Genomic DNA, 24,457 nt, shown 5'->3' on the forward strand with positions numbered 1-24,457 from the left:
ATTTAAATAAATTAAATAAAAAATTTTGTTTATATGATAAATAATAAACACAAAAGAGCAACTTCATTAATACGTAAAAAAATTTCTGAATTATTTATTAATATAGAAAATAAAAATAAAATTATTATTAGTGTTACTAAAGTCACACTAACACAAGATATTAGTTCAGCACATATATATATTAGTATATATTCTATTTCAAATGAAAATAAAAATGTGTTATTCCAACAAATATGTAATTACTCATCTATTTTCAAAAAAATTTTATCTAAAAAATTAAGATATCAATTTAGAAAATTTCCTAATATCTATTTTAGATTAGATGATTCATTTGAATATATAGAAAATATAGAAAAAAATTTAATTAAAAATAATTCCAATTTTGATTTTGATTTATATTTACTATAGTATTATAAATAAGTTTTACTGTTTCTTCAACATCTTTTTTATAGACCATTTCAACTGTAGTATGCATATAACGTAATGGTATTGATATTAAAACAGAGGCCACACCACCATTAGAATAAGCAATTACATCATTATCTGTATAAGTTAGTGGAGATGAAGCTAAACGTTGATAAGATATTTTATTTTCTTTAGCTATTTTTAATACAAATTCACGTAAAAAATTATGTACTGAAGGGGCATAATTAATTATTGGACCTAATCCACATTTTATATCTCCTTCTATTTTTTTTTCAATCATAGGAATAGAAGTATCATGAGCTACGTCAGTAACTATAGCTATATTAGGTTTAATAACATTAGTTATCATTTTAGCACCTCTTAATCCAACTTCTTCTTGAACTGCATTAACTACATATAAAGCAAATGGTAATATTATATTATTATATTTTAATAATTTAATTACTTCAGCAATTATAAAACTACCAATTTTATTGTCTAAAGCACGAGAAACATAATATTTATTATTTAATATAAAACATTCATCTACATAAGATATTACACAACCTATATGAACACCTAAATCTTTAACTTCTTTCTTACTTGATGCGCCTATATCTATAAATAAATTATTAACCTTAGATAATTGGTCAGATTTTTCTTCAGATTTTCTGGTATGAATAGAAGGAAATCCAAAAATACCCTTTACAAAACCTTTTTTAGTATGTATATATACTCTTTTAGAGGGTGCTATTTTATGATCTGATCCTCCATTAGGAATTACATAAATAAATCCATCATCTGTAATATAATTAACATACCAAGAAATTTCATCAGCATGAGCTTCAATTAATATTTTATAATCTTTATTAGGATTAATAATTCCTACAACAGTACCATAAATATCTACATTTATCTTATCAACATAAGGATTAATATAATTTTTCCATAATTTTTGACCATTAGTTTCATAACCACTTGGTGAAGCAGTATTTAAATATTTTTTTAAAAAAATTTCAGATTCATTATCAATTGAATAATTGAAAATCATAAAAAATTATATATTATATATAATATATAATTTTTTTATGATATTTCTTTATAGAATCAAAATAACATAAAACTTAATTTTTTTTAGCTATTTTTAATTTATAATTGTAATAAATATAATATATGAAAATATTTTCTTCAGAAAATATTAAAAATATAGATAAATACATAATTAAAAATTTACCTATTACTCCTATTAATTTAATGGAAAAAGCTGCAAAATCTTGTTTTAATTGGATTAATTCAAATTATAACATAAAAGAAAAAAAATTTCTAATATTAGCTGGAAAAGGTAATAATGGAGGCGATGGTTTAGCTATAGGAAGAATGCTATTAAATAATAAAGCAAAAAAAGTAAAAATATACATAGCTAATATAACACATTCTTATTCACAAGAATTTTATTTAAACTTGAATAGACTTAAGGAAATGAACGTTATAATTAATGAATTATCTGAAGGAGATACATATTGTTTTAACAATACATACATACTTATTGATTCACTTTTTGGAATTGGTATTAATAAACCAATAGAAGGATTTTGGGAAAATTTAATTGAATATATAAATATAAATATAGATAATATTATATCTATAGATATGCCATCTGGTCTTTTTTCAGAAAAACCAATACAAAATAATAAAGGAATTATTCAAGCTAATCATACCCTTAGTTTTTATGCACCTAAATTATCTTTCTTATTACCAGATTTATATAAATATGTAGGTAGATGGCATATATTAGAATTTTTACCAAAAAACTATTTAGAAGAAATTTTTAATTTGTTTAAAACTACAAATTATTACGTAGATAATTCTTTAATTAAATCAATTTACAAAAAACGTAAAAAATTTTCACATAAAGGAACTTTTGGACATGGACTTATAATAGGAGGTGATTATGGAATGATAGGATCTATTATTCTAAGTGCAAAAGGATCTTTACGTAGTGGTATTGGAAAATTAAGTATACATACACCTTTATTCGGACATAAAATAATACAAATTGCAATTCCTGAAGCAATTATATTAAATAATAATTGGGAAAATTTTCCAAATCCTAATATTGCTAATTCAATAGCAATAGGTCCTGGATTAGGAAAAAATTCACAAAATGTTAATCTTTTAAAAAATTATTTATTAAAAATAAAAACTCCGTTAGTTATAGATGCAGATGCAATTAACATACTGGCTGTAAATCCGGAATTAATTTCAATAGTACCAAAAAATACTATTTTTACTCCACATCCAAAAGAATTTAATCGTTTATTAGGTTTTGGTGGTTGGAAAAATGATTATGATAAATTAGAAATGTTAAAACATTTTGCTAATAAAAATGGATTTTATATTATATTAAAAGGAGCTTATACTATAACAGTTACTCCTAATGGTATACTTTATTTTAATAGTACAGGAAATCCAGGTATGGCGACAGCTGGAAGCGGAGATGTTCTTACAGGAGTAATTTTAAGTTTATTATGTCAAGGATATTTACATAAAGAAGCTTGTATTTTAGGAGTATACTTACATGGATTATCTGCAGATATTGTAGTAAAAAAAACAAGTTTTGAAGGATTAATAGCAGGAGATATAGCAGAAAATTTAGGAAAAGCTTTTAAAAAAATATATAAATAATTTATTTTTGTATTTTTTTTATTAAAAATCTTCTAAATCTTTTAAAGGTAGGGATTGTTGTTAATAATATAAAAATTATAATAATAATTCCTAAATTATCTTTTAATATAGGAAATTTATTACCTAATAAATTACCAGCCATCATTAAAGAAAATGTCCATATTAATGCTCCGATAATATTATAAATCATAAATTGCTTAAAATTTACCTTAACAATTCCTGCAATAATTGGAGCAAAAGTCCTAAATATAGGTAAAAATCTACTTAAAGTAAGAGATATTATTTTATATTTATTATAAAATAAATCAGCAATTATAAGATATTTTTTTTTAAAAAAAAAAGAATCTTTTTTTTTATAAAGAATATTACCAGATTTATATCCTATATAATATCCCACAATATTTCCCATAATAGCTGCTAACGCAATTAACAAAATAATTACAAAAAAAGATACATTATAAAAACTTTCAGATAATTTTTTTCCAAAAATACCAGCAGTAAAAAGTAAAGAATCACCAGGTAAAAAAAATCCAATAAATAAACCTGTTTCAGCAAAAATAATAATAAAAATAATAAGTAAAGTGGTATTACCAAAATGGAAAAAAATCCATTCAGGATTAAATAAATATTTAAAATAATCCCAAAATTTTAACATAAAATGATAAATTTTTTATAAAATATTTTTATATTTTATTTTAATTAATTATTAATATATTATAATTAATAATAAAAATAAAATTTGTGAATGTAGCTGCTATAATAGGACGTCCTAATGTAGGAAAATCAACATTATTTAATCGTCTTTTAAGACGTCGAAAAGCTATTGTTGACATAGTTAGTGGAGTTACTAGAGATAGACATTATGGAGAATCTTATTGGAATGGTGTAAAATTTTTTATTATTGATACAGGAGGATATACATTATATAGTAATAATATAATTGAAGAAGAAATGCGGAAACAGATATTTATTGCTATAAAAGAAGCGAATTCAATAATTTTTATGGTAGATGTAACAACAGGGCTAATAGATATTGATATTGAAATAGCAAAAATTCTTAGAAAAGAACATAAAAAAATTATTTTAGCAGTTAATAAAATTGATAGCACTAAAAATATATATGACGCTACATATTTTTATAAATTAGGATTTGATAAATATTTTTGTATTTCATCTATAAATGGTAGTGGTACAGGAGATCTTTTAGATGAATTATTAAAAACTTTTCCTAAAGGTAAAGATACTCAAAAAAACGAAAGTTTACCTAGTTTACCTAAACTAGCTATAGTTGGTAGGCCAAATGTAGGTAAGTCTACACTTATTAATACATTACTTATGGAAAATAGAAATATTGTAACTAATATTCCAGGTACTACTAGAGATCCTATAAATATAAATTATAATCTATTTGGATTTAAATGTATTCTTATAGATACTGCTGGAATTCGGAAAAAATCTAAATTATTTAATTCTAATATAGAATTTTATGCAGTAATACGAACTATAAAATCTATTGAAGATGCAGATGTTTGTTTATTGATGATTGATGCTACAAGAGGATGGGAATCTACAGATACTAATATATTTAATATTATTAAAAATAATAATAAAGGAATATTAATAATAATTAATAAGTGGGATTTAGTTGAAAAAAAAACTGATACAAATAATTTATTTAAAAATATAATTAAAAATAAAATTAGCAATTTCAAAGATGTTCCAATTTTTTTTATTTCTTCAATAAATAAAAAAGGTATACTTCCAATGATGGAAGCAGCTATGCAATTAGCTGAAAATAGAAAATTAAAAATAAAAACTAGTGTTTTAAACAAAACTTTATTACCTATTCTACAAAATACACCACCACCTTCTGTTAAAGGAAAATTTATTAAAATTAAATATTGTACTCAATTGCCAACATATACTCCACAATTTGTGTTTTTTACTAATTTTCCTAATTATATTAAATATTCTTATAAAAAATTTATAGAAAATAAAATGCGTATTTTTTTTAAATTAAAAGGAATACCTATAGGAATTCATTTTCGAAAAAAATAAATATGATAAAATGATTACATAGATGATAACATATATAAAAGGAAAATTAATAGAAAAACACCATAATTATACAATTATAGAAATTAATGGTATAGGTTATCTTATTAGAATATCACTTAATACTTATCATAAATTATCTAATACTAATAAAGAAATTATTTTATATACACATTTCTTTATTAAAGAAAACAACCATATATTATATGGTTTTTTTGATAAAATTGAACGAAAAATATTTCGTTATTTAATAACTATAAATGGTATAGGTCCTAATTATGCTATTTTAATATTATCATCTTTAACTCCTAAAGAAGTAGTATATTCAATATTAAATAATAAAATTGATACTTTTTTAAAAATAAAAGGTATAGGTCTAAAAAATGCAAAAAGAATAATTATAGAATTAAAAGATAAAATACCAACAGACATTTATAATAAAAAAGATTTATTAAAACAAAATGAAAAAGAAGATGTTTTAAGTGCTTTAAAAGTTTTGGGATTTTCAACAAAAAATACAAAACAAATACTTGATGACATTATTGAAAAAACACCTGAACTTTCAACTGAAGACTTAATAAAAGAAACTTTAAAAAAGTTATCATAAATTAATTAATTATGAATTAATTATGATTGAAAAAAAATATAAAAAAAGTATTATTATTTATATAATAAATAACTCAGAAACTATATTACCAGAATATTTTGAAGAATTAGAATCTTTAGCAAAAACTGCTAACATTATAGTTGATAAAACATTTATACAAAAATTATATTATCCTAATCCACGAACTTTTATACGTTCAGGAAAAATTGAAGATATTAAAAATTATATTAATATATCTAATATAAATACTGTTATATTTTATAATGAACTTTCACCAACTCAGGTTAAAAATCTTGAAATAATTTTTCAATGTCAAATAATATCTAGAACTAAATTAATTCTAGATATTTTTTCTCAAAGAGCAAAAACTTCATATGCTAGAACTCAAGTTGAATTAGCTAAATACCAATATTTGCTACCACATTTAACTCACATGTGGACACATCTAGAAAGACAAAAAGGAGGAATAGGTTTACGTGGACCTGGAGAAGCTGAAATTGAAACAGATAGAAGAATAATACGTAATAGAATTAATATTCTTAAAAAGAAATTGAAATTAATAGATAAACAAAGATCTACTCAAAGAAATAATAGAAAAAATATGATACGTGTTGCTATAGTAGGATATACTAATGTAGGAAAATCTACATTAATGAATGTTTTAACAAAATCTAATATATTTGCAGAAAATAAATTGTTTGCTACTGTAGATACTACAGTACGAAAAATTGTAATATATAATTATTCATTTTTATTAACTGATACAGTAGGATTTATTAGAAAATTACCACAACAATTAATTAAATCATTTAAGTCAACATTAGATGAAGTTAGAGAAGCAGATATTCTTATGCATGTAGTAGATATATCTAATAATAATTTTGAAGAGCATATTAAAGTAGTTGATAAAACATTATTTGAAATACAAGCTGCAAATAAACCAAAAATTATAGTATTTAATAAAATAGATAAATGCATATTTAATAATAAAATTAAATTGAATAATTCATTTTTTGAAAAAAAATGGGAAGAAACATATATTGCTAAAAAATTTTATCCATCAGTGTTTATATCTGCATATACTAAAGAAAACATAACATTATTAAAAAATATTTTATTTTTAAATGCTAAAAATATAAAAAATAATTAAGTTGAATAATATTTGTTATCATTGTGGAAAATCTTGTCTTAAACAAGAATCATTTGATGATAAAATTTTTTGTTGTAATGGATGCAAAAATGTATATCAAATTATTAATACATATAATTTAAAAAAATTTTATGAATTAAATAATAATCCAGGAATTATTCCTAATAATAAAAATTATTATTTTGATTTTTTAGATAAAAATGATATAATAGAAAAATTTCTATCATTTGATGATGAAAATATATCAATAATAAAATTTGTTATTCCATCTATTCATTGTAGTTCTTGTATATGGCTACTCGAAAATTTACCCCAAATTAATTCCAGTATTATTCACTCAATAGTAAATTTTTCTCAAAGAGAAATTTTTCTTTATATAAAAAAACCTTACACTTTAAGTAAAATAGCTAATTTACTTACTCAATTAGGATATAAACCATTATTTAATAATAATAATGAATATAAAAATAAAGATCTATTAATCTATAGAAAACTTTTATATAAAATAGCAATAGCTTTTTTTTGTTTTGGAAATATTATGCTTTTAACATTTCCAGAATATTTAAGTCATAATGATGATTCTTGGTTTTTAACTCATAAATATTATTTTCATTATATTATAATAATATTATCATTACCATCAATATTTTTTTCTGCAATAGATTATTTAAAATCTGCTTTTTTAAGCATAAAAAAACGTAACATTAATATTAATGTTCCTATTACTTTAGGAATTTTAATACTTTTTTTTCGCAGTATTTATGAAATTATATATAATATAGGATCAGGCTATTTAGATAGTTTAACTGGATTTATTTTTTTTCTTCTTTTAGGAAAATTTTTTCAACAAAAAACTTATCAAGTTATTTATTTTGACAGAGATTATAAATATTATTACCCAATATCTGTTACTCGTATTAATAATAATGGTATAGAAGAAAATATTTTAATATCAAATATTAAAATAGGAGATAAAATTATAATACGTAACGAAGAAATTATTCCATCTGATACTATTTTAATTGATGGGTCAGCAATGATTGATAATAGTTTTATTACAGGAGAATCTAGATTAATTTCAAAACAAATTGGAGATAAAATTTATGCAGGCGGTAAACAAAAAGGAGAATCAATAATATTAAAAGTTATTAAAGAAGTAAATCAAAGTTATTTAAACTGTTTATGGACTAAAAAATCTTATAAGAAAAAAATATTAATGTATAATATTATTAATATATGGTCTCGTTATTTTACAATAATTATTATAGTTATTTCATTAATTACTGGTGTATATTGGTTTTTTTTAGATAAATCTAAAATATATTCAACAATATGTTCAGTATTGATTGTAGCCTGTCCTTGTGCATTAGCTATTTCATATCCTTTTACTTTAGGTAACATTATGCGGATTTTTGCTAAACAAGGAATTTTTGTTAAAGATATTTATACTATTGAACGCATATCTAAAATAACAACATTAGTATTTGATAAAACAGGAACAATAACTGAAACAGATAAAACAAAAATTTTTTTTGTAGGAAAAAAACTAACTGAGGATGAAATTATATATATAATTTCATTATTAAAAAATTCAAAGCATCCTTTAAGCCAAATGCTTTATAAACATTTATATATTCCTGGTAAAAAATATTATTCAATTAAACATTTTGAAGAAATTCCTGGAAAAGGGTTGAAAGCTTTAATTAATGGAATAATAATAAAAATTGGATCAATAAATTATATAAATCCATCAAAATCAAAAAAAACAGAAAAAAAAACAAAAGTATTCGTTTCTATAGGATCAAAAATATTAGGTTATTTTTTATTTAGTAATAAATATCGTAAAGGAATACAAGAAATATTTAATCAATTAATTAAAAACAATTATGAAATTCATATATTATCAGGAGATAATAATTCTGAACAATCGTATATAAATTCTTTATTACCAAAAAGCAAAATTTACTTTTTTCAAAGTCCCGAATCTAAACTTAATTATATAATTAATCTTCAAAAGAAAGGAAAACAAGTAATGATGTTAGGTGACGGTATTAACGATATTGGAGCTTTAAAACAAAGTGAAGTAGGTATTGCAATATTTGAAAATTCAAATAATTTTTATCCTAGTTGTGATGTTTTAATAGATGGAAAAAACATTACTAAAATTAATTATATATTAAAATTATCAAAATTTGGAATACGTATAATTTTATTAAGTTTTTTAATTAGTATTATTTATAATTTAATAGGATTAAGTTTTGCTATTTACGGATATTTAACACCTATTATTGTAGCTATACTTATGCCTATAAGTTCAATATCAGTTATTATATTTACTACATTATCTACTTATATAATATCTTATTTTATAAATAAAAAAAAATAATTTAATAAATTATATATTTATAATTTAATAATTTTAATATGGATGTATTACTTTTAATGATACCATCTAGTATATTTTTAGGTATATTATTTCTTATAATGTTTATAATTAGTGTATATACTGGACAATTTGATGATATTGATTCACAGGCTGTACGTATATTACTTGACGATAAAGAAGATTAAATGCAAATACAAAAATTTTATTACGATAATAAAATCGTAAAAGCATTTTTATATGCTACTATATTCTGGGGTATAATAGGATTTATAGCTGGATTAATAATAGCTTTATTGTTATTTCATCCTGACCTACCAGAATTAATTATAGGTAATAATTTAAAATTTTCTAATGGTATATTAGGATTTGGTAGGTTACGAGCAGTACATACTACAACAGCTATTTTTGCTTTTATTGGAAATATAATTTTTACAGGATCATATTATTCATTACAACGATTATTAAAAACAAGAATGTATAGTGATCTTTTTAGTTGGATACATTTTTGGGGATGGCAATTATTTATTCTACTATCTTGGATTACATTTTTAATGGGAATTAATACAAGTAAAGAATATGCAGAACATGAATGGCCATTAGACATAATGATAACTTTGGTTTGGCTAATATATGGTATTAATATGATAGGAACAATTTTGAATAGACGAGTTAAACATCTTTATGTATCTATTTGGTTTTACATAAGTACGTGGACAGCTATGGTAATGTTACATATTTTAAATAATCTTGAATTACCTATATCTTTAACTTCATTTAAAAGTTATTCAATTTATGCTGGCGTACAAGATGCATTAATACAATGGTGGTATGGACATAATGCAGTAGCGTTTATTTTAACTACACCTATTTTAGGATTAATGTATTATTTTATTCCTAAAGCATCAGGAAATCCAGTATTTTCTTATAAACTTTCTATAATACATTTTTGGTCTTTAATATTTATTTACATATGGGCAGGTCCCCATCATCTAATTTATACTTCTTTGCCTGGTTGGTCACAAGCATTAGGAACAGTATTTTCTATAATGCTTTTAGCTCCTTCATGGGGTGGAATGTTAAATGGTTTATTAACATTAAGAGGATCTGTTAAAAACAATCCAATACTAAAATTTTTTGTTGTGTCTGTTATATGTTATGGTATGGCGACTTTTGAAGGTCCTATTTTAGCTACTAAAACATTAAATTCTATTGGACATTTTACTGATTGGATTGTTGCTCATGCACATTTAGGGACTTTAGGATGGAATGGATTTATGGCTTTTGGTATAATATACTGGTTAATAGAAAAACTATGGAATACTAAATTATATTCATTAAAATTAGTTAATTACCATTTTTGGATAGGAACATTAGGTATAGTATTATATATTATGCCAATGTATTTGGGATCTGTAAAACAAGCAGAAATATTAAAAGCATTTAAAATAGACGGTACTCTTCTTCATAAAAATTTTATTGATTCTGTTATTGCTCTAAAACCTTTTTATATTGTAAGATTTATTGGAGGAAGTCTTTATATAATAGGAGCATTTATTATGATATATAATATCTATAAAACTATACAAAAAGGATATTTTATTAATAATGAAATAACTCAAGCACCTACTTTATTAAAATCTAATAATAAATCTAAATATCTTCATAATTGGCTTGAACGTAAACCTATCACAATGACAATTTTATCGCTAATTGTAGTAGCTATTGGTGGATTAATAGAAATTATACCTACTTTTGTAGTCAAATCTAATATTCCTATTATAAAAAATGTTAAACCTTATACTCCTCTTGAATTAGAAGGAAGAGATTTATATATAAGAGAAAACTGTAATAGTTGCCATAGTCAACAAATCCGTCCATTTAGAGATGAAGTAGTTCGTTATGGAGAATATTCTAAAGCAGGAGAATTTATATATGATCATCCATTTTTATGGGGTTCAAAACGTACTGGTCCTGATTTATCACGAGAAGGTGGAAAAAAATCCAGTTCATGGCATTATAAACATATGTTTAATCCACGTTCATTGGAACCTAATTCTATTATGCCTAAATATCCATGGTTAATATTTAATGAATTAGATAGATCTAACATACAAAATAAAATGAAAACATTGGCAAAATTGGGTGTACCATATACACAAGAAGAAATAAAAAATGCATATAAAGATATGGATAAACAAGCAAAACAAATTGTATTAGAAATATATAGTGAATCTCCTGAGATAAAAAAAGAAATAAAACAATGTGATAAATTTATTCCTTTAGAAAAAAGAGAAATTATTGCTTTAATAGCTTATTTACAACGTCTTGGACGAGATATAAAAATTGATAAATAATATGATTGTTTTTTTTAAACAATATTTATCAAAAAATTATATATTTATTATAATTCAATCAATAATTTTATTAATATTCTTTTTGATATTTTGTTTAATAATTTATTTAGTATATAAAAAACCTAAAATTTATTATAAAGGTATTTCTAATATTCCATTAGATAAAAATTAAATTAAATTTATTATGAAACCTAGAATACCTTTTATTATAAATATTTCTTTTACACTATCAATAGTTATTATTACAATTTATATATTGACAAATGGTAATTTAGTTTATAATACTCTAACTATTAGCATATTTATTATAATAATAATACTATTACTAATAGTAGAAACATTAAACAGTATAATATATAATTACAAATTAAAATTTCTTTCAGAAGAAGAAAGATCTATACTTATAAAGAAAAACAGTGAAAATTATTTAATAAGATTATATAAAACAGGTTTTTTACCACCTTCTAATGAAGAAAAAATAGAAAAAATTGATCACGGATTTGATGGAATTATTGAAATGAATAATGAAATACCTAAATTATGGATATATATTTTTAATTTTACTATTATAGTTTCAATAATTTATATTTATGCATATTTTTTTACCGATTTTGCTAATCCTTATAAAGATTATGAAGTGGCTTATAAAAAACAATTATTAGAAGTTACTTTATATGAAAAAATACGTCCTCAAGCAACTATAAACACTGCAACTTTTAAAAAAGAATTAATAAATGAAGGAAAAAAATTATTTAATGAAAATTGTGCTATTTGTCATAATTCTGATGGTAGTGGTAATTTAGGTCCTAATCTTACAGATGATTATTGGATCAATAAAGAAAAAGATGATCTTTTTAAAAATATATTTTATATTATATGGTATGGCAGTAAAAATAATCCTACTATGCGAGCTTTTGGAGCTAATGGAGAAATTAAGGGTAATGATTTGGAAAAAATTGCTAGTTATGTTTATTTTATAAATCAAAATACTAAAAAACCTAAAAATGCAAAAGTTCCTGAAGGAAAAAAAATAATTTGGAACAAATGAAAAATTATATATATTATTTTGGAATAATTATATTAATTAGTTTTATATTATTTATAATGTATATTGCCTTTTTTAAATCAAATATTACAAGTGAATTAGTTTCAGACAATTATTATGAAGAAGAAATGAAATATCAAGAAATTATTGATGAGTGTCAAAATACAACTAATTTATCTAAAAAAATTGATATAAAAATTATGTATTATGGTATTAAAATATGTTTTCCTGAATTTTTTAATTATAAAAATACTAAAGGTTATATAATTTTATTAAGACCATCAAATAAAAAATGGGATAGTTATCAAATATTAAAATTAAATTCTCAAGGAGAAACCTTTATATATGCAAATAAATTAAAAAAAGGAGTTTACCAACTTATATTACGTTGGAATTCAAATGGAAAAAAATATTGTTTAAAAACATATATAAAATGGTAAATAAAAAATTAGAAGCTCTAAATTATCATAGAAAATTTCCAGCTGGAAAAATACAAATATATCCCACTAAAGATTATAATAATTTATCTTTAGCTTATTCACCTGGTGTAGCAGCACCTTGCAATGAAATTTTCAAAGACCCTAAAACAGTATATAATTACACATCAAAAGGTAATTTGGTAGGAGTAATTACTAATGGTACAGCTGTATTAGGACTTGGAAAAATAGGAGCATTAGCCTCTAAACCTGTTATGGAAGGTAAAGCTATTTTATTTAAAATTTTGGCTGGTATAGATGCATTCGACATAGAGATTAATGAAGATAATCCAAAAAAATTTATTCAAATAATAAAAGCTATATCTCCTACATTTGGAGGAATAAATTTAGAAGATATTAAAGCACCAGAAGCATTTGAAATAGAGAATATTCTTAAAGAAGAACTAGATATTCCTATAATGCATGATGATCAACATGGTACTGCTATTATTTCAGGAGCTGCATTGCTTAACGCTTTAGAGTTAGTTAATAAAAAAATTGAAAATATCAAAATGGTTATTAATGGAGCTGGTGCAGCTGCTATTTCTTGTGCACGTATTTATAAAAAATTAGGAGTAAAAAATATAATAATGTGTGATAGTAAAGGTATTATTCATAATAAACGAACAGATATAAATAAAGAAAAAAAAGAATTTTCTGTAAAAACTTCTAAGATATCTTTAGAAGATGCAATTAAAGGTGCTGATATATTTATTGGTTTATCAGTTAAAAATGTATTAAGTCCCTACATGTTGAAAAGTATGGCTAAAGATCCTATAGTATTTGCTCTTGCAAATCCTGATCCAGAAATAGAATATAATTTAGCTATAAAAACTCGTAATGATTTAATTATAGCAACAGGAAGAAGTGACTATCCTAATCAAGTTAACAATGTCATGGGTTTTCCTTATATTTTTAGAGGAGCATTAGATGTTAAAGCAAAAAAAATTAACGAAGAAATGAAATTAGCAGCTATAAAATCTATAGCTAAATTAACAAAAGAACCTGTAGATAAATTATCATTTAATAAAGAATACATTCTACCTAAACCTTTTGATAAACGTTTAATTATATATGTATCTTTAGCTGTAGCTAAAGCAGCAATTGATTCTGGAGTAGCAAGAGACAATATTACTAATTGGGATAATTATAAAAAACAATTAATTAATAGAATTAAAAATTTTTAAATTACTTTAATAATAAAAAAATTTTTTTTACTTATTTGTAATAAAATATAACGTTCAGCAATTAAGTCCTTTGTGGTTAAACACATATTTTCATATACAATAGTTTTATTAACCAATATAGCTTTACTCTTAATAAGACGATAAACTGCATTTTTTGATGATAAAAAATTGCTATATTTTACTAAAATATCAACAATTGTAATTCCTTTTTCTAAATATTCTTTACTTATTTCTACTTTAGGAACTCCGTTAAAAATAGATAGATCTTTATTTATTTTTTTTAATTCATCTATATTTTTACTAAATAGTATGTATGAAGTATTAACAGCTTTTTCATAAGCTTTATTTCCGTGTATCCATTTTGTTATTTCAGAAGCTATTTTTTTTTGTAATAATCTTTTATTAGGTGATTGTCTATGTTTTATAATTAAATTTTCAATTTCAAATTGAGATAAAAAAGTATAAAATTTAATAAATTTTTCAGCTTCATTATCTGATATATTTAACCAAAATTGATAAAATTTATAAGGTGAAGTACGTTGTGGATCAATCCAAATATTTGTTCCTTTTTCAGTTTTACCTATTTTACTACCATCATTTTTAGTAATTAATGGAACAGTTAATCCATAAGCTGTTACTGAAAATTTTTTTTTAATTAGCTCTATGCCAGTAGTAATGTTTCCCCATTGATCAGAACCACCTATTTGTAGTAGACAATTTTTTGTTTTATAAAGATATAAAAAATCATATCCTTGAATTAATTGATAGGTAAATTCAGTAAAAGACATTCCATTATTATATAAACGTTTTTTAACAGAATCTTTAGCTATCATATAATTAATTGTAATATATTTACCAATATTACGTGCAAAGTTTAAAAACGAAATATCTTTTATCCACTCATAATTATTAAGTAATTCAAAATCTAAAAAACGATCTAACTGACTTTTAATACTATTAATATTATTTTCTATTACATCATTATTCAACAATTGTCTTTCAGTATTTTTATATGAAGGATCTCCAATCATAGCTGTAGCTCCACCAATAATAATTAAAGGGTTATGACCAGCATTTTGAAAATGAACTAATATTGAAATAGGAACAAGATTACCAATATGCAATGAATCTGATGTTGGGTCAAATCCAGTATAAAGTGTTATTTTTTTGTATTCTGAATATATTCCTGGTGTACAATTTTGTACTAAACCTCTCCAAGTAAGTTCATTTAATATTTTTTTCATAAAATCGTTTTAAAAATATCGTCAACATTTTTAGTTGTAATAATAGCTATTTCTTCTGAAGAAAGTCCATAAATTTTAGAAATTTTATTTAAAATAAACTTTAAGTAAAATGGTTCATTTCGTTTATTTCTATAAGGTTCTGGAGTTAAATAAGGTGCATCAGTTTCCATTACAATAGATTCTAAAGGAATTTTAGATAAAAAATTATCAATATTATTATTATTATATGTAATAATACCACCTATTCCTAATTTAAGACCCAAATTAATAATTTTATTAGCTTGTTTTAAAGTTCCAGAAAAACAATGAAATATACCTTTTATAGTAGAATTCGAATATTCTTCTTCAAGAATATTGAAAATTTCATTAAAAGCTTTGCGAGAATGAATTACTATAGGTAGTTTTTTTTTCTTAGCCCAAGATATTTGAGTAGCAAATGCATATTTTTGTTCATGTAAAAATTGTTTATTCTTATGAAGATCAATTCCAATTTCACCAATTGCAACAAAATAATGTTTATTAAGCAAATTATTAATTATATCCAATTCTAAATTGATTGTTTTAGGGTGTACATATATTGGATGTAATCCTATCATAGGATAACATATATTGTAATATCGTTTTTCTAATTCTAACATTGGTTTAATAGTATTCTTATTAAGAGAAGGAAGATAAAAATGTTTAATACCAAATTCTAAGCCACGTTTAATTACATTATCTATATCATTCTTAAATTGTTCATCATAAAGATGAACATGAGTATCTATAATATTCATAAAAATTTTTATTTAAAATTAATAAAATTAATAAATATGAAAGCATACATATTTCCTGGACAAGGTTCTCAATTTCCTGGTATGGGAATATATTTATATAAATATTATCCTTTGGCTATAAAATTATTTAATGTAGCTAACAAAATATTAGGATTTGATATTACAAAATATCTATTGGACAAAAAATATGGCCATTATTTAAAATATACAAGAATTACTCAACCAGCAATTTATATATATTCTTTTATTGCTTACAAAATATTAAACAAAATATTAAACTGGGTACCAGATATGATAGCTGGACATTCGTTAGGAGAATATACTGCTATAACAATAAGTGGAGTATTAGATTTTGAAACATGTTTAAATTTGGTATATAAAAGAGCATTAGCTATGGAAACAGCCTGTAAAAATATTAAATCTAATATGGCCGCTATATTGGGATTGGAAGATAATTTAATTGAAAATACTTGCAAAGAAGTTTCTGGTATTGTAGTAACTGCTAATTATAATTGTAATGGTCAATTAGTAATTTCGGGTGAAACAACAGCAATAAAGAAAACTTGTGAATTATTAATATTAAAAGGAGCTAAAAAAATAATTCTACTTCCAGTAGAAGGGGCTTTTCATTCACCTATTATGGAACCAGCACGTGATAAATTAGCCGATTACATTAGCAAACTTGATTTTAAAAATCCTATTTGTCCTATATATCAAAATATAAATGCTTTAGGAACAACAAATCCTTTCAAAATAAAAGAAAATATTATTAATCAATTAACAAATCCTGTAAAATGGAAACAATCTGTAGAAAATATGATATCAAATGGTGCAAATATTTTTATAGAAATAGGACCAAGAAATATTTTACAATCTTTAGTAAAAAAGATTAATAAATCTGTATATACACAAAATTTTAAAATATCTCTTTAAGAATACTATAAATATTATCATGTTTTCCCATAGTGTAATAATGAATAATTTTAACACCAGAATTTATTAATTCTTTAGATTGTTGAATTGCCCATTCAATACCAATTTTATAAATTGATTGTTCATTTTTAGAGTTATTTATTTCTTTTACTAATTCTTCAGGAATATTAATATAAAAGTTAGCAGGTAAAGTATTTAATTGATATTTTGATGATATAGGTTTTATCCCTGGAATTATGGGCACTCTAATACCTACTTTTCTACATTTTTCAACAAAATTAAAATATTTTTTGTTATCAAAAAACATCTGAGTAATAATATAGTTTGCTCCAGCTTCAACTTTTTCTTTTAAATATAAAATATCTGTTTCTAGATTAGGTGATTCAAAATGTTTTTCTGGATAACCAGCTACACCAATACAGAAATTAGATGAATGTCCACCTTCAATATATATATATTTACCTTTATTTAAATAATTTATTTGTTTAACTAAATTTATAGCATGACTATATTTAGTTGAATCTCCTCTTAAAGCAAAAATATTTTCAATTCCTAAAAAATATAAATCAATTAATAAATCTTCAATAATTTGTTTATTTAAACAAAGTAAATGAGGTACAGTATCAATATTATATTTATTCATAATGGATGCACAAATACCAATAGTTCCTGGTCTACGAGATATAAATTCTTTATTTATATGATAAGTAACATTAATAAATGCTGGATTAAATTCTTTTAAAATACTAAGCATATTAAAAATACTATCAAGGCTCCCTCCTCTTAATGGAGGCAAAATTTCGAAAGAAACTAATGTTTTGTTTTTGGCATTAGCAATATGTTCAATAATTTTCATATTATTTTAATTTAATTTGATTAAATCCAGTATAAGGAATTAGAACTTCAGGAATTTTTATATATTTTATCATTTGATTATTTTCTAATAATGCTACTAAAATACGTGGTAAAGCTAAAGCACTACCATTTAAAGTATGACAATATTTTATATTATTATCTTTTGTACGATAACGTAACTTTAAACGATAACTTTGAAAAGTGTTACAATTAGATACTGAACTAACTTCTAACCATTTTTTTTGACCTGCAGCATAAACTTCAAAATCATATGTTATTTCTGCAGTAAATCCAAGTTGTCCACCACATAATCGTAATATTCTGAAAGGTAATTTTAACATTTTTAATATATTTTTAATATGCAAAACCATATCATCTAAAGCTACATAAGAATTTTCATATGTAGTGATTTGAATTATTTCTACTTTTTCAAATTGATGAACCCGATTTAATCCTTTAACATTAGAACCATAAGAACCTGCTTCACGTCTAAAACAAGAAGTATGAGTAGTAGCTTTAATAGGTAGTTCATTATATAAAAAAATTTTATCTCTATAAAAATTCAATAATGGTACTTCACCAGTAGGAATTAAATATAAATTATCTTCTTTAATTTGATACATTTGATTTTCTTTATCTGGAAGTTGTCCAGTTGAATAAGCCGATATACTATTAACAAGATATGGAAGATAATATTCAAAATAACCTGATTGAATATTTTTATCTAAAAAAAATTGAATTAAACTACGTTGTAATTTTGCACATAACCCAATATAAACGGGAAAACCAGTAGTAGTAATTTTATTACTTAATTCAAATAATTCAAATTTTTTAGATAATTCCCAATGTGGAAGCATTATATCTTCATATTTAAAATCTATTTCTTGATATATAATTTCACTTGATGATTTACTGACATATTCACTAGGAATATTAGGGATTTGAATCAATTTATCTATTAAGATATTAGTAATATCATTAAGTTTATTTTTAATTTCTTTTATTTTCTTTTTAAGAATAACAGATTCATTATATAATAAATTAACATCTTTTTTTTTATTCAGATTTTTTCCTATTTCTTTTGAAAAATTATTAGATTGTTCTAACAAATTATTTAATTGTATTTGTGTTTTTTTTTTTTTTTTATCTAAACATAAAATTTCATTAATTAAATTTTTTTTTAAAAAATTACGTTTATCAAGTCCTGATAAAACTTTTTCTGTATTATTCCTAATAAAGGATACCTGCAACATATTTTTTTTTATATAAATATATAATACAATTTTAAAACGTAGTTACGATATGTATATGAAAAAAGAAATTTACTATATTATAAATAAATTAAATTATATTATAATCATGTCAAAAATATGTGTTGTAACAGGAAAAAAACCAATTATAGGTAATAAAATTTCTCATGCTAATAATAAAAGTAAACGAATTTTTTCTATAAATTTAAAAAAAAAAAAATTTTTATTACAAAATAAATGGATAAAATTGAAGGTTTCTGCAGCAGGTTTAAAATTAATAGATAAATTGGGTATTGAAAAAGCATTAAAAAAATTTAAATAAAATAATATGGCAAAAAAAGGAAATAGAATACAAGTAATACTTGAATGTACTGAACACAAAAAACATGGTATTTCTGGAATATCTCGTTATATTACAACAAAAAATAAAAAAAATACCCCAAATAGATTAGAATTAAAAAAATATAATCCCATTTTAAAAAAAAATACTATACATAAAGAAATTAAATAATGTCAAAAAAAAATACTGAAAACAAAATAAAAAATAAAAAAATGGTCAAAACTATACGTATGGTAAAATCTCCTAATGGATATAAATTTACTGAAAAAATAATTTCTATTGAAAATGTAGATAATTTTTTTAATGAAAAACATATTTAATTGGTTTAAAAATTTTTTGTTTAAAACCAATGAAAAACAAACAAATAAAATTCTTAAACTTGAAGAACTTGAAGAAATATTAATATCTTCTGATATAGGTAGTCAAACTAGTTTTAAAATTATTGAGAATATAAAAAAAAAATTAATTAAAAATAATTTAATCACTGTATCTCTTCTTAAAGAAGAACTTTTAACATTATTACATGAAACTCCAAAGGTTAATATAAAACACTCACAAAATCCTTATATTATTATGATTGTGGGAGTAAATGGGGTAGGAAAAACTACCACAGTAGGAAAATTATCCTATTTATTTAAACAAAAAGGATTTAGTGTTATAATAAGTGCAGCAGATACATTTAGAGCTGCTGCTTCAGATCAATTAAGTTTTTTTGCTAAAAAAGCTGGGGCAATTATTTATTATAAATATAATTGTGATCCTTCTTCCGTAGTTTTTGAAACTATACAATTAGCTAAACAGAAAAATATAGATATTGTATTGATAGATACTGCTGGTAGATTACACAATAGAATAAATTTAATGAATGAACTATCAAAGATTAAACGTACTATACAAAAACTTCTACCTTCAGGACCAAATGAAATTATACTGGTTTTAGATGGATCTATAGGACAAAATTCAGTTGAACAAACTAAAGAATTTATATCATCTACAAATGTATCATCATTAATTGTTACTAAATTAGATGGCACATCAAAAGGGGGGATAATTATTAGTCTATCAGATCAATTCAAAATTCCTGTTAATTATATTGGAATAGGTGAAGATATTAAAGATTTAATCATATTTGATAAATATCAATTTGTAAATTCATTTATAAAAAATTTTTTATAATAAAAATTTTATGGAGTACATTCGTAATTTTTGCATTATTGCTCATATAGATCATGGTAAAAGTACTTTAGCTGATCGTTTATTAGAATATACAAACACTGTAATGGATAAAGATAAAAGGGATCAAATGTTAGATGATATGCCTTTAGAACGTGATAGAGGAATTACAATAAAAAGTAAGGCAATACAAATGAAACATAAATACAAAGAAAAAACTTATATATTAAATTTAATTGATACTCCGGGACATGTAGATTTTTCATATGAAGTATCACGTTCTATTTATGCTTGTGAAGGTGCTCTTCTTGTAGTAGATGCTACTAAAGGAATGCAAGCACAAACTATTTCTAATCTGTATTTAGCATTAGAAAATAGTTTAACTATTATTCCTATAATAAATAAAATAGATTTGCCTAATATAAATATTGATAAAATTACTAATGATATTATTAATATAATAGGATGTAATCCTAATGATATAATTTATGCTAGTGCTAAAAAAGGATATGGTATAAAAAATATTATTGAAAATATTATTAAACGTATTCCCAATCCTTCTGGAGATCCTAATGCTCCTTTGCAAGCGTTAATATTTGATTCTATCTATAATCCTTTTAGAGGAATAGAAGTTTTTTTTAGGGTTAAAAATGGTGTTATTTGCAAAGGACAAAAACTTAAATTTATGGCCACCAATAAAATATCATATGCTTATGAAATAGGTAATTTTAAATTAAATTATTTTCCTAAAGAAATTATACACACTGGAGATATAGGTTATGTGATAACTGGTATAAAGAATACTAATGAAATAAAAGTAGGTGATACATTAACTACATTTGAAAATCCTTCATTATACTCTATAAAAGGATTTAAAGAGGTAAAATCTATGGTATTTGCTGGTATTTATCCTGAAAATGCTAATGAATATGAAGAACTTCGTTTATCAATAGATAAATTACGTTTAAATGATGCTTCTATTACTTTGACACCTGAACATTCAATAGCATTAGGAATGGGTTTTAGATGTGGATTTCTTGGAATGCTTCATATGGAAATTATACAAGAACGTCTTAAACGTGAATATGGTATTACAGTTATAACTACTGTCCCTAATGTTTCATATAAAGTTTTTTTTAAAAAAAAAAACTATATATTAAATAGTCCTTCAGATTTAGTTAAATTTCCTAATTGGGAAAAAATAGAAGAACCTTATATAATAGCTTCAATTATAACTATTACAGATTATATTGGTAAAATTATATCTTTATGTATAGAAAAACGTGGACATATTAAAAAACAAAATTATATAACTAACCAAAAAGTAGAATTAATTTTTGAAATGCCACTATCTGAAGTAATTTTTGATTTTTACGATAAATTAAAAACTATATCTAAAGGGTATGCTTCATTTGATTATACTTATTTAGAACATAGAATTTCTGATTTAGTTAAAATTGATATATTGATAAATTATCAAAATATTGATGCTCTTTCAGCTTTAGTACATAAAAATAATGCTTTTAAATTTGGAAAAAAAATTTGTGAAAAACTACATAATTTAATTCCAAGACAACAATTTGATATTCCTATTCAAGCAGCTATTGGTAGTAAAATTATTTCTAGAGAAACCATAAAAGCTCTTCGCAAAGATGTTACATCTAAATGTTATGGAGGAGATATTTCACGTAAACGTAAATTGCTAGAAAAACAAAAAAAAGGAAAAAAAAAGATGCGTAAAATAGGACAAGTAAAAATTCCAAAATATACTTTTATGGAAGTATTTAAATTTAAAGATTAATGTAATTTATCAACATGTTCTTTAACATATTTTACTTTTTTGTAAAAATTTTCATAGAATTCTTTAATAAGTTCAATTTTAGATTGATTACCTTTTGCAATATTATCAAATTTATTTTCTATTTTTGATGTAAAATTATAATCTAATATTTGTTTAAAATGTTTTTTTAAAAAATCAGTTACTATAATTCCTATATTTGTAGGAACTAAAAACTTATTGGTTTTTTTATTCTTTTTTTTATTTAAAGTAGAAATAATTTTTCCTTTATAAAGGACTATAATTTCATTGAATTTTTCAATATTATTATGAATAATATTCACATATTTTTTTTTTTGAATTATTGAAATAATATATGCATATGTAGATGGTCTTCCTATACCTAATTTTTCCATAGTCCTGACTAATGAAGCTTCATTATACCTTGGTGGATGTTCAGTAAATTGTTGTAATGCTGATAATTTAATATTATTTAATATTTCTCCTTCATTTAAGTTTATATTTTTTTTTTCAAAATTTTCATTAAAGACTTTTAAAAAACCATCAAAAATAATCCTTTCATTTTGAATGATAAATTTATATTTAGTAGGTGTGCTAATATAGATATTAGTTTTTTCTAAATCAACGTAAGACATTTGCCAAGATACCGTACGTTTCCATATTAATTCATAAATACGTAAAATATATTTATTATTTGTAGATAAAGTTTTTTTAGTTATTACTGTAGGCCTTATTGCTTCATGTGCTTCCTGTGCATATTTATTTTTATTATTATTTTTTCTATAAAAAAAATAATTTTTTCCATAATTTGAAATAATAAAAGATTGTAAATCAATCAGTGCCTCTTCAGAAATATGAGTACTATCTGTACGTATATATGTAATATAACCTGTTTCATATAAAATTTGTGCTATATTCATAGTTAATGATACTGAATATCCAAATTTTTTTGATGCTTCTTGTTGCAAAGTAGAAGTTGTAAATGGTGGTTCTGGACTTTTTTTTGTTAAAAAAGTTTCTATATTAGAAACAACAAAATTATAATTAATACAAGAATTAAAAAATTCTTTTACATTTTCTTTATTATTTATTTTTTTATTTAATTTTGCTTTTACTAATTGTCCATCTTTTGTAAGAAAAAAACCAAATACTATATAATATGTAGTTTTTAAGAAATTATTAATAACTTTTTCGCGTTCAACTATTAAACGTAAAGCTACTGATTGAACACGTCCAGCAGACAATCCATTTTTTATTTTAGCCCAAAGTATAGGTGATAGAGTAAATCCTACTAAACGATCTAATATTCGTCTAGCTTGTTGGGCATTAACTAAATTTAAATTAATTGATCTAGGATTTTTAATAGCATATAATATAGATTTTTTTGTAATCTCATTAAAAACAATACGTTTCATTTTTTCAGATTTAATTTCTAATATTTTATACAGATTCCAAGAAATAGCTTCACCTTCACGATCTTCATCAGTAGCTAACCATACAATATTAGCAATTTTAACCATATTTTTTAGTTTAACAACTATTTCTAGATTATTAATTTCATATTTAGGTTTGAAATTATTTTCTATATCGATTCCTAAATTTTTTTTAGGTAAATCTACAATATGACCAAAACTAGATACTACTAAAAAATTCTTTCCTAAATATTTTTGAATTGTTTTAGCTTTAATAGGAGATTCAACTATTACCAAGTTGTTTATTATAACCATTTGTTGTTTAT

General features: G+C 22.6%; 25 protein-coding genes. 18 read left to right on the forward strand and 7 right to left on the reverse strand.

All coding sequences use genetic code 11. The annotated features are described in order from the left end of the window. Window positions 1-33 precede the first annotated feature (33 nt). The gene (locus NHG04_00670) at window positions 34-408 is read left to right on the forward strand and encodes a ribosome-binding factor A (protein ID WGH27496.1); all 375 of its coding nucleotides are present in this window, start codon (window positions 34-36) and stop codon (window positions 406-408) included. On the opposite strand, the gene NHG04_00675 is transcribed toward NHG04_00670, so the two are convergent. Beyond that, window positions 365-1,456, reverse strand: coding sequence for a M42 family metallopeptidase (locus NHG04_00675; protein ID WGH27497.1), 1,092 nt, complete (start codon window positions 1,454-1,456; stop codon window positions 365-367). The genes NHG04_00670 and NHG04_00675 overlap by 44 nt on opposite strands. A gap of 122 nt (window positions 1,457-1,578) precedes the next feature. Here NHG04_00675 and NHG04_00680 point away from each other — a divergent pair, with 122 nt between their 5' ends. Next, the gene (locus NHG04_00680; GenBank protein WGH27498.1) at window positions 1,579-3,090 is read left to right on the forward strand and encodes an NAD(P)H-hydrate dehydratase; all 1,512 of its coding nucleotides are present in this window, start codon (window positions 1,579-1,581) and stop codon (window positions 3,088-3,090) included. Window position 3,091: 1 nt separating this feature from the next. On the opposite strand, the gene NHG04_00685 is transcribed toward NHG04_00680, so the two are convergent. Next, complete coding sequence (locus tag NHG04_00685) at window positions 3,092-3,745, reverse strand: VTT domain-containing protein (protein ID WGH27499.1); 654 nt, start codon at window positions 3,743-3,745, stop codon at window positions 3,092-3,094. An 86-nt stretch (window positions 3,746-3,831) separates the two neighbouring features. Between NHG04_00685 and der the strand changes: the two genes are divergently transcribed. Genes der through NHG04_00735 form a run of 10 tightly spaced genes read left to right on the forward strand, consistent with a single transcriptional unit; the run spans window position 3,832 to window position 14,350 of the window. Beyond that, the gene (gene der / locus NHG04_00690; protein ID WGH27500.1) at window positions 3,832-5,148 is read left to right on the forward strand and encodes a ribosome biogenesis GTPase Der; all 1,317 of its coding nucleotides are present in this window, start codon (window positions 3,832-3,834) and stop codon (window positions 5,146-5,148) included. 22 nt (window positions 5,149-5,170) lie between these two features. After that, window positions 5,171-5,752: a Holliday junction branch migration protein RuvA gene (ruvA, locus tag NHG04_00695; protein WGH27501.1), complete on the forward strand. Its 582-nt coding sequence runs from the start codon at window positions 5,171-5,173 to the stop codon at window positions 5,750-5,752. Between the two features lie 22 nt (window positions 5,753-5,774). Next, on the forward strand, window positions 5,775-6,902 hold the full coding sequence (gene hflX / locus NHG04_00700) for a GTPase HflX (GenBank protein ID WGH27502.1): 1,128 nt from the start codon (window positions 5,775-5,777) through the stop codon (window positions 6,900-6,902). 1 nt (window position 6,903) lies between these two features. Continuing rightward, window positions 6,904-9,288, forward strand: a complete 2,385-nt coding sequence (locus NHG04_00705; GenBank protein ID WGH27503.1) for a heavy metal translocating P-type ATPase metal-binding domain-containing protein — start codon at window positions 6,904-6,906, stop codon at window positions 9,286-9,288. A 38-nt stretch (window positions 9,289-9,326) separates the two neighbouring features. Then, window positions 9,327-9,473 (forward strand): cbb3-type cytochrome oxidase assembly protein CcoS, encoded by a 147-nt coding sequence (gene ccoS, locus NHG04_00710; protein ID WGH27504.1) that lies wholly within the window; start codon window positions 9,327-9,329, stop codon window positions 9,471-9,473. After that, window positions 9,474-11,642 carry a cytochrome-c oxidase, cbb3-type subunit I gene (ccoN, locus tag NHG04_00715; GenBank protein ID WGH27505.1) on the forward strand — a complete coding sequence of 723 codons (2,169 nt, stop codon included), beginning with the start codon at window positions 9,474-9,476 and terminating at the stop codon, window positions 11,640-11,642. A gap of 1 nt (window position 11,643) precedes the next feature. Beyond that, entirely contained in the window at window positions 11,644-11,814 is a 171-nt protein-coding gene (locus tag NHG04_00720) for a cytochrome oxidase (GenBank protein ID WGH27506.1), read from the forward strand. Window positions 11,815-11,826: 12 nt separating this feature from the next. After that, a complete protein-coding gene (locus tag NHG04_00725) occupies window positions 11,827-12,690 on the forward strand; it encodes a c-type cytochrome (GenBank protein ID WGH27507.1) in 864 nt (287 codons plus the stop codon). Between the two features lie 56 nt (window positions 12,691-12,746). Beyond that, window positions 12,747-13,127: a FixH family protein gene (locus NHG04_00730; protein ID WGH27508.1), complete on the forward strand. Its 381-nt coding sequence runs from the start codon at window positions 12,747-12,749 to the stop codon at window positions 13,125-13,127. Continuing rightward, entirely contained in the window at window positions 13,121-14,350 is a 1,230-nt protein-coding gene (locus NHG04_00735; protein WGH27509.1) for a malate dehydrogenase, read from the forward strand. Before NHG04_00730 ends, NHG04_00735 begins: the two co-directional genes overlap by 7 nt. Here NHG04_00735 and tyrS read toward each other — a convergent pair. Together tyrS and NHG04_00745 are read right to left on the reverse strand one after the other, a co-directional pair. Beyond that, a complete protein-coding gene (gene tyrS, locus NHG04_00740) occupies window positions 14,347-15,594 on the reverse strand; it encodes a tyrosine--tRNA ligase (GenBank protein ID WGH27510.1) in 1,248 nt (415 codons plus the stop codon). The genes NHG04_00735 and tyrS overlap by 4 nt on opposite strands. Then, window positions 15,591-16,370, reverse strand: a complete 780-nt coding sequence (locus NHG04_00745; protein ID WGH27511.1) for a TatD family hydrolase — start codon at window positions 16,368-16,370, stop codon at window positions 15,591-15,593. Before NHG04_00745 ends, tyrS begins: the two co-directional genes overlap by 4 nt. A gap of 36 nt (window positions 16,371-16,406) precedes the next feature. Between NHG04_00745 and fabD the strand changes: the two genes are divergently transcribed. Next, window positions 16,407-17,303: an ACP S-malonyltransferase gene (gene fabD / locus NHG04_00750; protein ID WGH27512.1), complete on the forward strand. Its 897-nt coding sequence runs from the start codon at window positions 16,407-16,409 to the stop codon at window positions 17,301-17,303. Here fabD and NHG04_00755 read toward each other — a convergent pair. Next, a complete protein-coding gene (locus NHG04_00755; GenBank protein ID WGH27513.1) occupies window positions 17,287-18,159 on the reverse strand; it encodes a methylenetetrahydrofolate reductase in 873 nt (290 codons plus the stop codon). The genes fabD and NHG04_00755 overlap by 17 nt on opposite strands. Before the next feature lies 1 nt (window position 18,160). Next, a complete protein-coding gene (serS, locus tag NHG04_00760) occupies window positions 18,161-19,411 on the reverse strand; it encodes a serine--tRNA ligase (protein WGH27514.1) in 1,251 nt (416 codons plus the stop codon). 106 nt (window positions 19,412-19,517) lie between these two features. Between serS and rpmB the strand changes: the two genes are divergently transcribed. From rpmB to lepA, 5 genes are read left to right on the forward strand one after another with little or no spacing between them, the layout of a single operon-like run. After that, window positions 19,518-19,730, forward strand: a complete 213-nt coding sequence (gene rpmB, locus NHG04_00765) for a 50S ribosomal protein L28 (GenBank protein WGH27515.1) — start codon at window positions 19,518-19,520, stop codon at window positions 19,728-19,730. 6 nt (window positions 19,731-19,736) lie between these two features. Further along, on the forward strand, window positions 19,737-19,919 hold the full coding sequence (rpmG, locus tag NHG04_00770) for a 50S ribosomal protein L33 (protein ID WGH27516.1): 183 nt from the start codon (window positions 19,737-19,739) through the stop codon (window positions 19,917-19,919). Next, window positions 19,919-20,068 carry a DUF4295 family protein gene (locus NHG04_00775; protein ID WGH27517.1) on the forward strand — a complete coding sequence of 50 codons (150 nt, stop codon included), beginning with the start codon at window positions 19,919-19,921 and terminating at the stop codon, window positions 20,066-20,068. Before rpmG ends, NHG04_00775 begins: the two co-directional genes overlap by 1 nt. Beyond that, a complete protein-coding gene (gene ftsY, locus NHG04_00780; protein WGH27518.1) occupies window positions 20,052-20,924 on the forward strand; it encodes a signal recognition particle-docking protein FtsY in 873 nt (290 codons plus the stop codon). Before NHG04_00775 ends, ftsY begins: the two co-directional genes overlap by 17 nt. A 10-nt stretch (window positions 20,925-20,934) precedes the next feature. Next, window positions 20,935-22,722, forward strand: coding sequence for a translation elongation factor 4 (gene lepA, locus NHG04_00785; GenBank protein ID WGH27519.1), 1,788 nt, complete (start codon window positions 20,935-20,937; stop codon window positions 22,720-22,722). Here the strand turns inward: lepA and topA are convergent. Continuing rightward, complete coding sequence (gene topA, locus NHG04_00790; protein WGH27520.1) at window positions 22,719-24,446, reverse strand: type I DNA topoisomerase; 1,728 nt, start codon at window positions 24,444-24,446, stop codon at window positions 22,719-22,721. The two genes, lepA and topA, sit on opposite strands and share 4 nt — an antisense overlap. Window positions 24,447-24,457 lie beyond the last annotated feature (11 nt).

The organism is Candidatus Bostrichicola ureolyticus (genome assembly GCA_029851125.1).
Taxonomy (GTDB): Bacteria; Bacteroidota; Bacteroidia; order Flavobacteriales; family Blattabacteriaceae; genus Bostrichidicola; species Bostrichidicola ureolyticus.

Bases quoted from the DNA above. Each gene is read 5' to 3' on its own strand.
- NHG04_00670 (WGH27496.1), top strand. From the start codon at position 34: ATGATAAATAATAAACACAAAAGAGCAACTTCATTAATACGTAAAAAA.
- NHG04_00675 (WGH27497.1), bottom strand. From the start codon at position 1,456: ATGATTTTCAATTATTCAATTGATAATGAATCTGAAATTTTTTTAAAA.
- NHG04_00680 (WGH27498.1), top strand. From the start codon at position 1,579: ATGAAAATATTTTCTTCAGAAAATATTAAAAATATAGATAAATACATA.
- NHG04_00685 (WGH27499.1), bottom strand. From the start codon at position 3,745: ATGTTAAAATTTTGGGATTATTTTAAATATTTATTTAATCCTGAATGG.
- ruvA (WGH27501.1), top strand. From the start codon at position 5,171: ATGATAACATATATAAAAGGAAAATTAATAGAAAAACACCATAATTAT.
- hflX (WGH27502.1), top strand. From the start codon at position 5,775: ATGATTGAAAAAAAATATAAAAAAAGTATTATTATTTATATAATAAAT.
- ccoS (WGH27504.1), top strand. From the start codon at position 9,327: ATGGATGTATTACTTTTAATGATACCATCTAGTATATTTTTAGGTATA.
- ccoN (WGH27505.1), top strand. From the start codon at position 9,474: ATGCAAATACAAAAATTTTATTACGATAATAAAATCGTAAAAGCATTT.
- NHG04_00720 (WGH27506.1), top strand. From the start codon at position 11,644: ATGATTGTTTTTTTTAAACAATATTTATCAAAAAATTATATATTTATT.
- NHG04_00725 (WGH27507.1), top strand. From the start codon at position 11,827: ATGAAACCTAGAATACCTTTTATTATAAATATTTCTTTTACACTATCA.
- NHG04_00730 (WGH27508.1), top strand. From the start codon at position 12,747: ATGTATATTGCCTTTTTTAAATCAAATATTACAAGTGAATTAGTTTCA.
- NHG04_00735 (WGH27509.1), top strand. From the start codon at position 13,121: ATGGTAAATAAAAAATTAGAAGCTCTAAATTATCATAGAAAATTTCCA.
- tyrS (WGH27510.1), bottom strand. From the start codon at position 15,594: ATGAAAAAAATATTAAATGAACTTACTTGGAGAGGTTTAGTACAAAAT.
- NHG04_00745 (WGH27511.1), bottom strand. From the start codon at position 16,370: ATGAATATTATAGATACTCATGTTCATCTTTATGATGAACAATTTAAG.
- fabD (WGH27512.1), top strand. From the start codon at position 16,407: ATGAAAGCATACATATTTCCTGGACAAGGTTCTCAATTTCCTGGTATG.
- NHG04_00755 (WGH27513.1), bottom strand. From the start codon at position 18,159: ATGAAAATTATTGAACATATTGCTAATGCCAAAAACAAAACATTAGTT.
- serS (WGH27514.1), bottom strand. From the start codon at position 19,411: ATGTTGCAGGTATCCTTTATTAGGAATAATACAGAAAAAGTTTTATCA.
- rpmB (WGH27515.1), top strand. From the start codon at position 19,518: ATGTCAAAAATATGTGTTGTAACAGGAAAAAAACCAATTATAGGTAAT.
- rpmG (WGH27516.1), top strand. From the start codon at position 19,737: ATGGCAAAAAAAGGAAATAGAATACAAGTAATACTTGAATGTACTGAA.
- NHG04_00775 (WGH27517.1), top strand. From the start codon at position 19,919: ATGTCAAAAAAAAATACTGAAAACAAAATAAAAAATAAAAAAATGGTC.
- ftsY (WGH27518.1), top strand. From the start codon at position 20,052: ATGAAAAACATATTTAATTGGTTTAAAAATTTTTTGTTTAAAACCAAT.
- lepA (WGH27519.1), top strand. From the start codon at position 20,935: ATGGAGTACATTCGTAATTTTTGCATTATTGCTCATATAGATCATGGT.
- topA (WGH27520.1), bottom strand. From the start codon at position 24,446: ATGGTTATAATAAACAACTTGGTAATAGTTGAATCTCCTATTAAAGCT.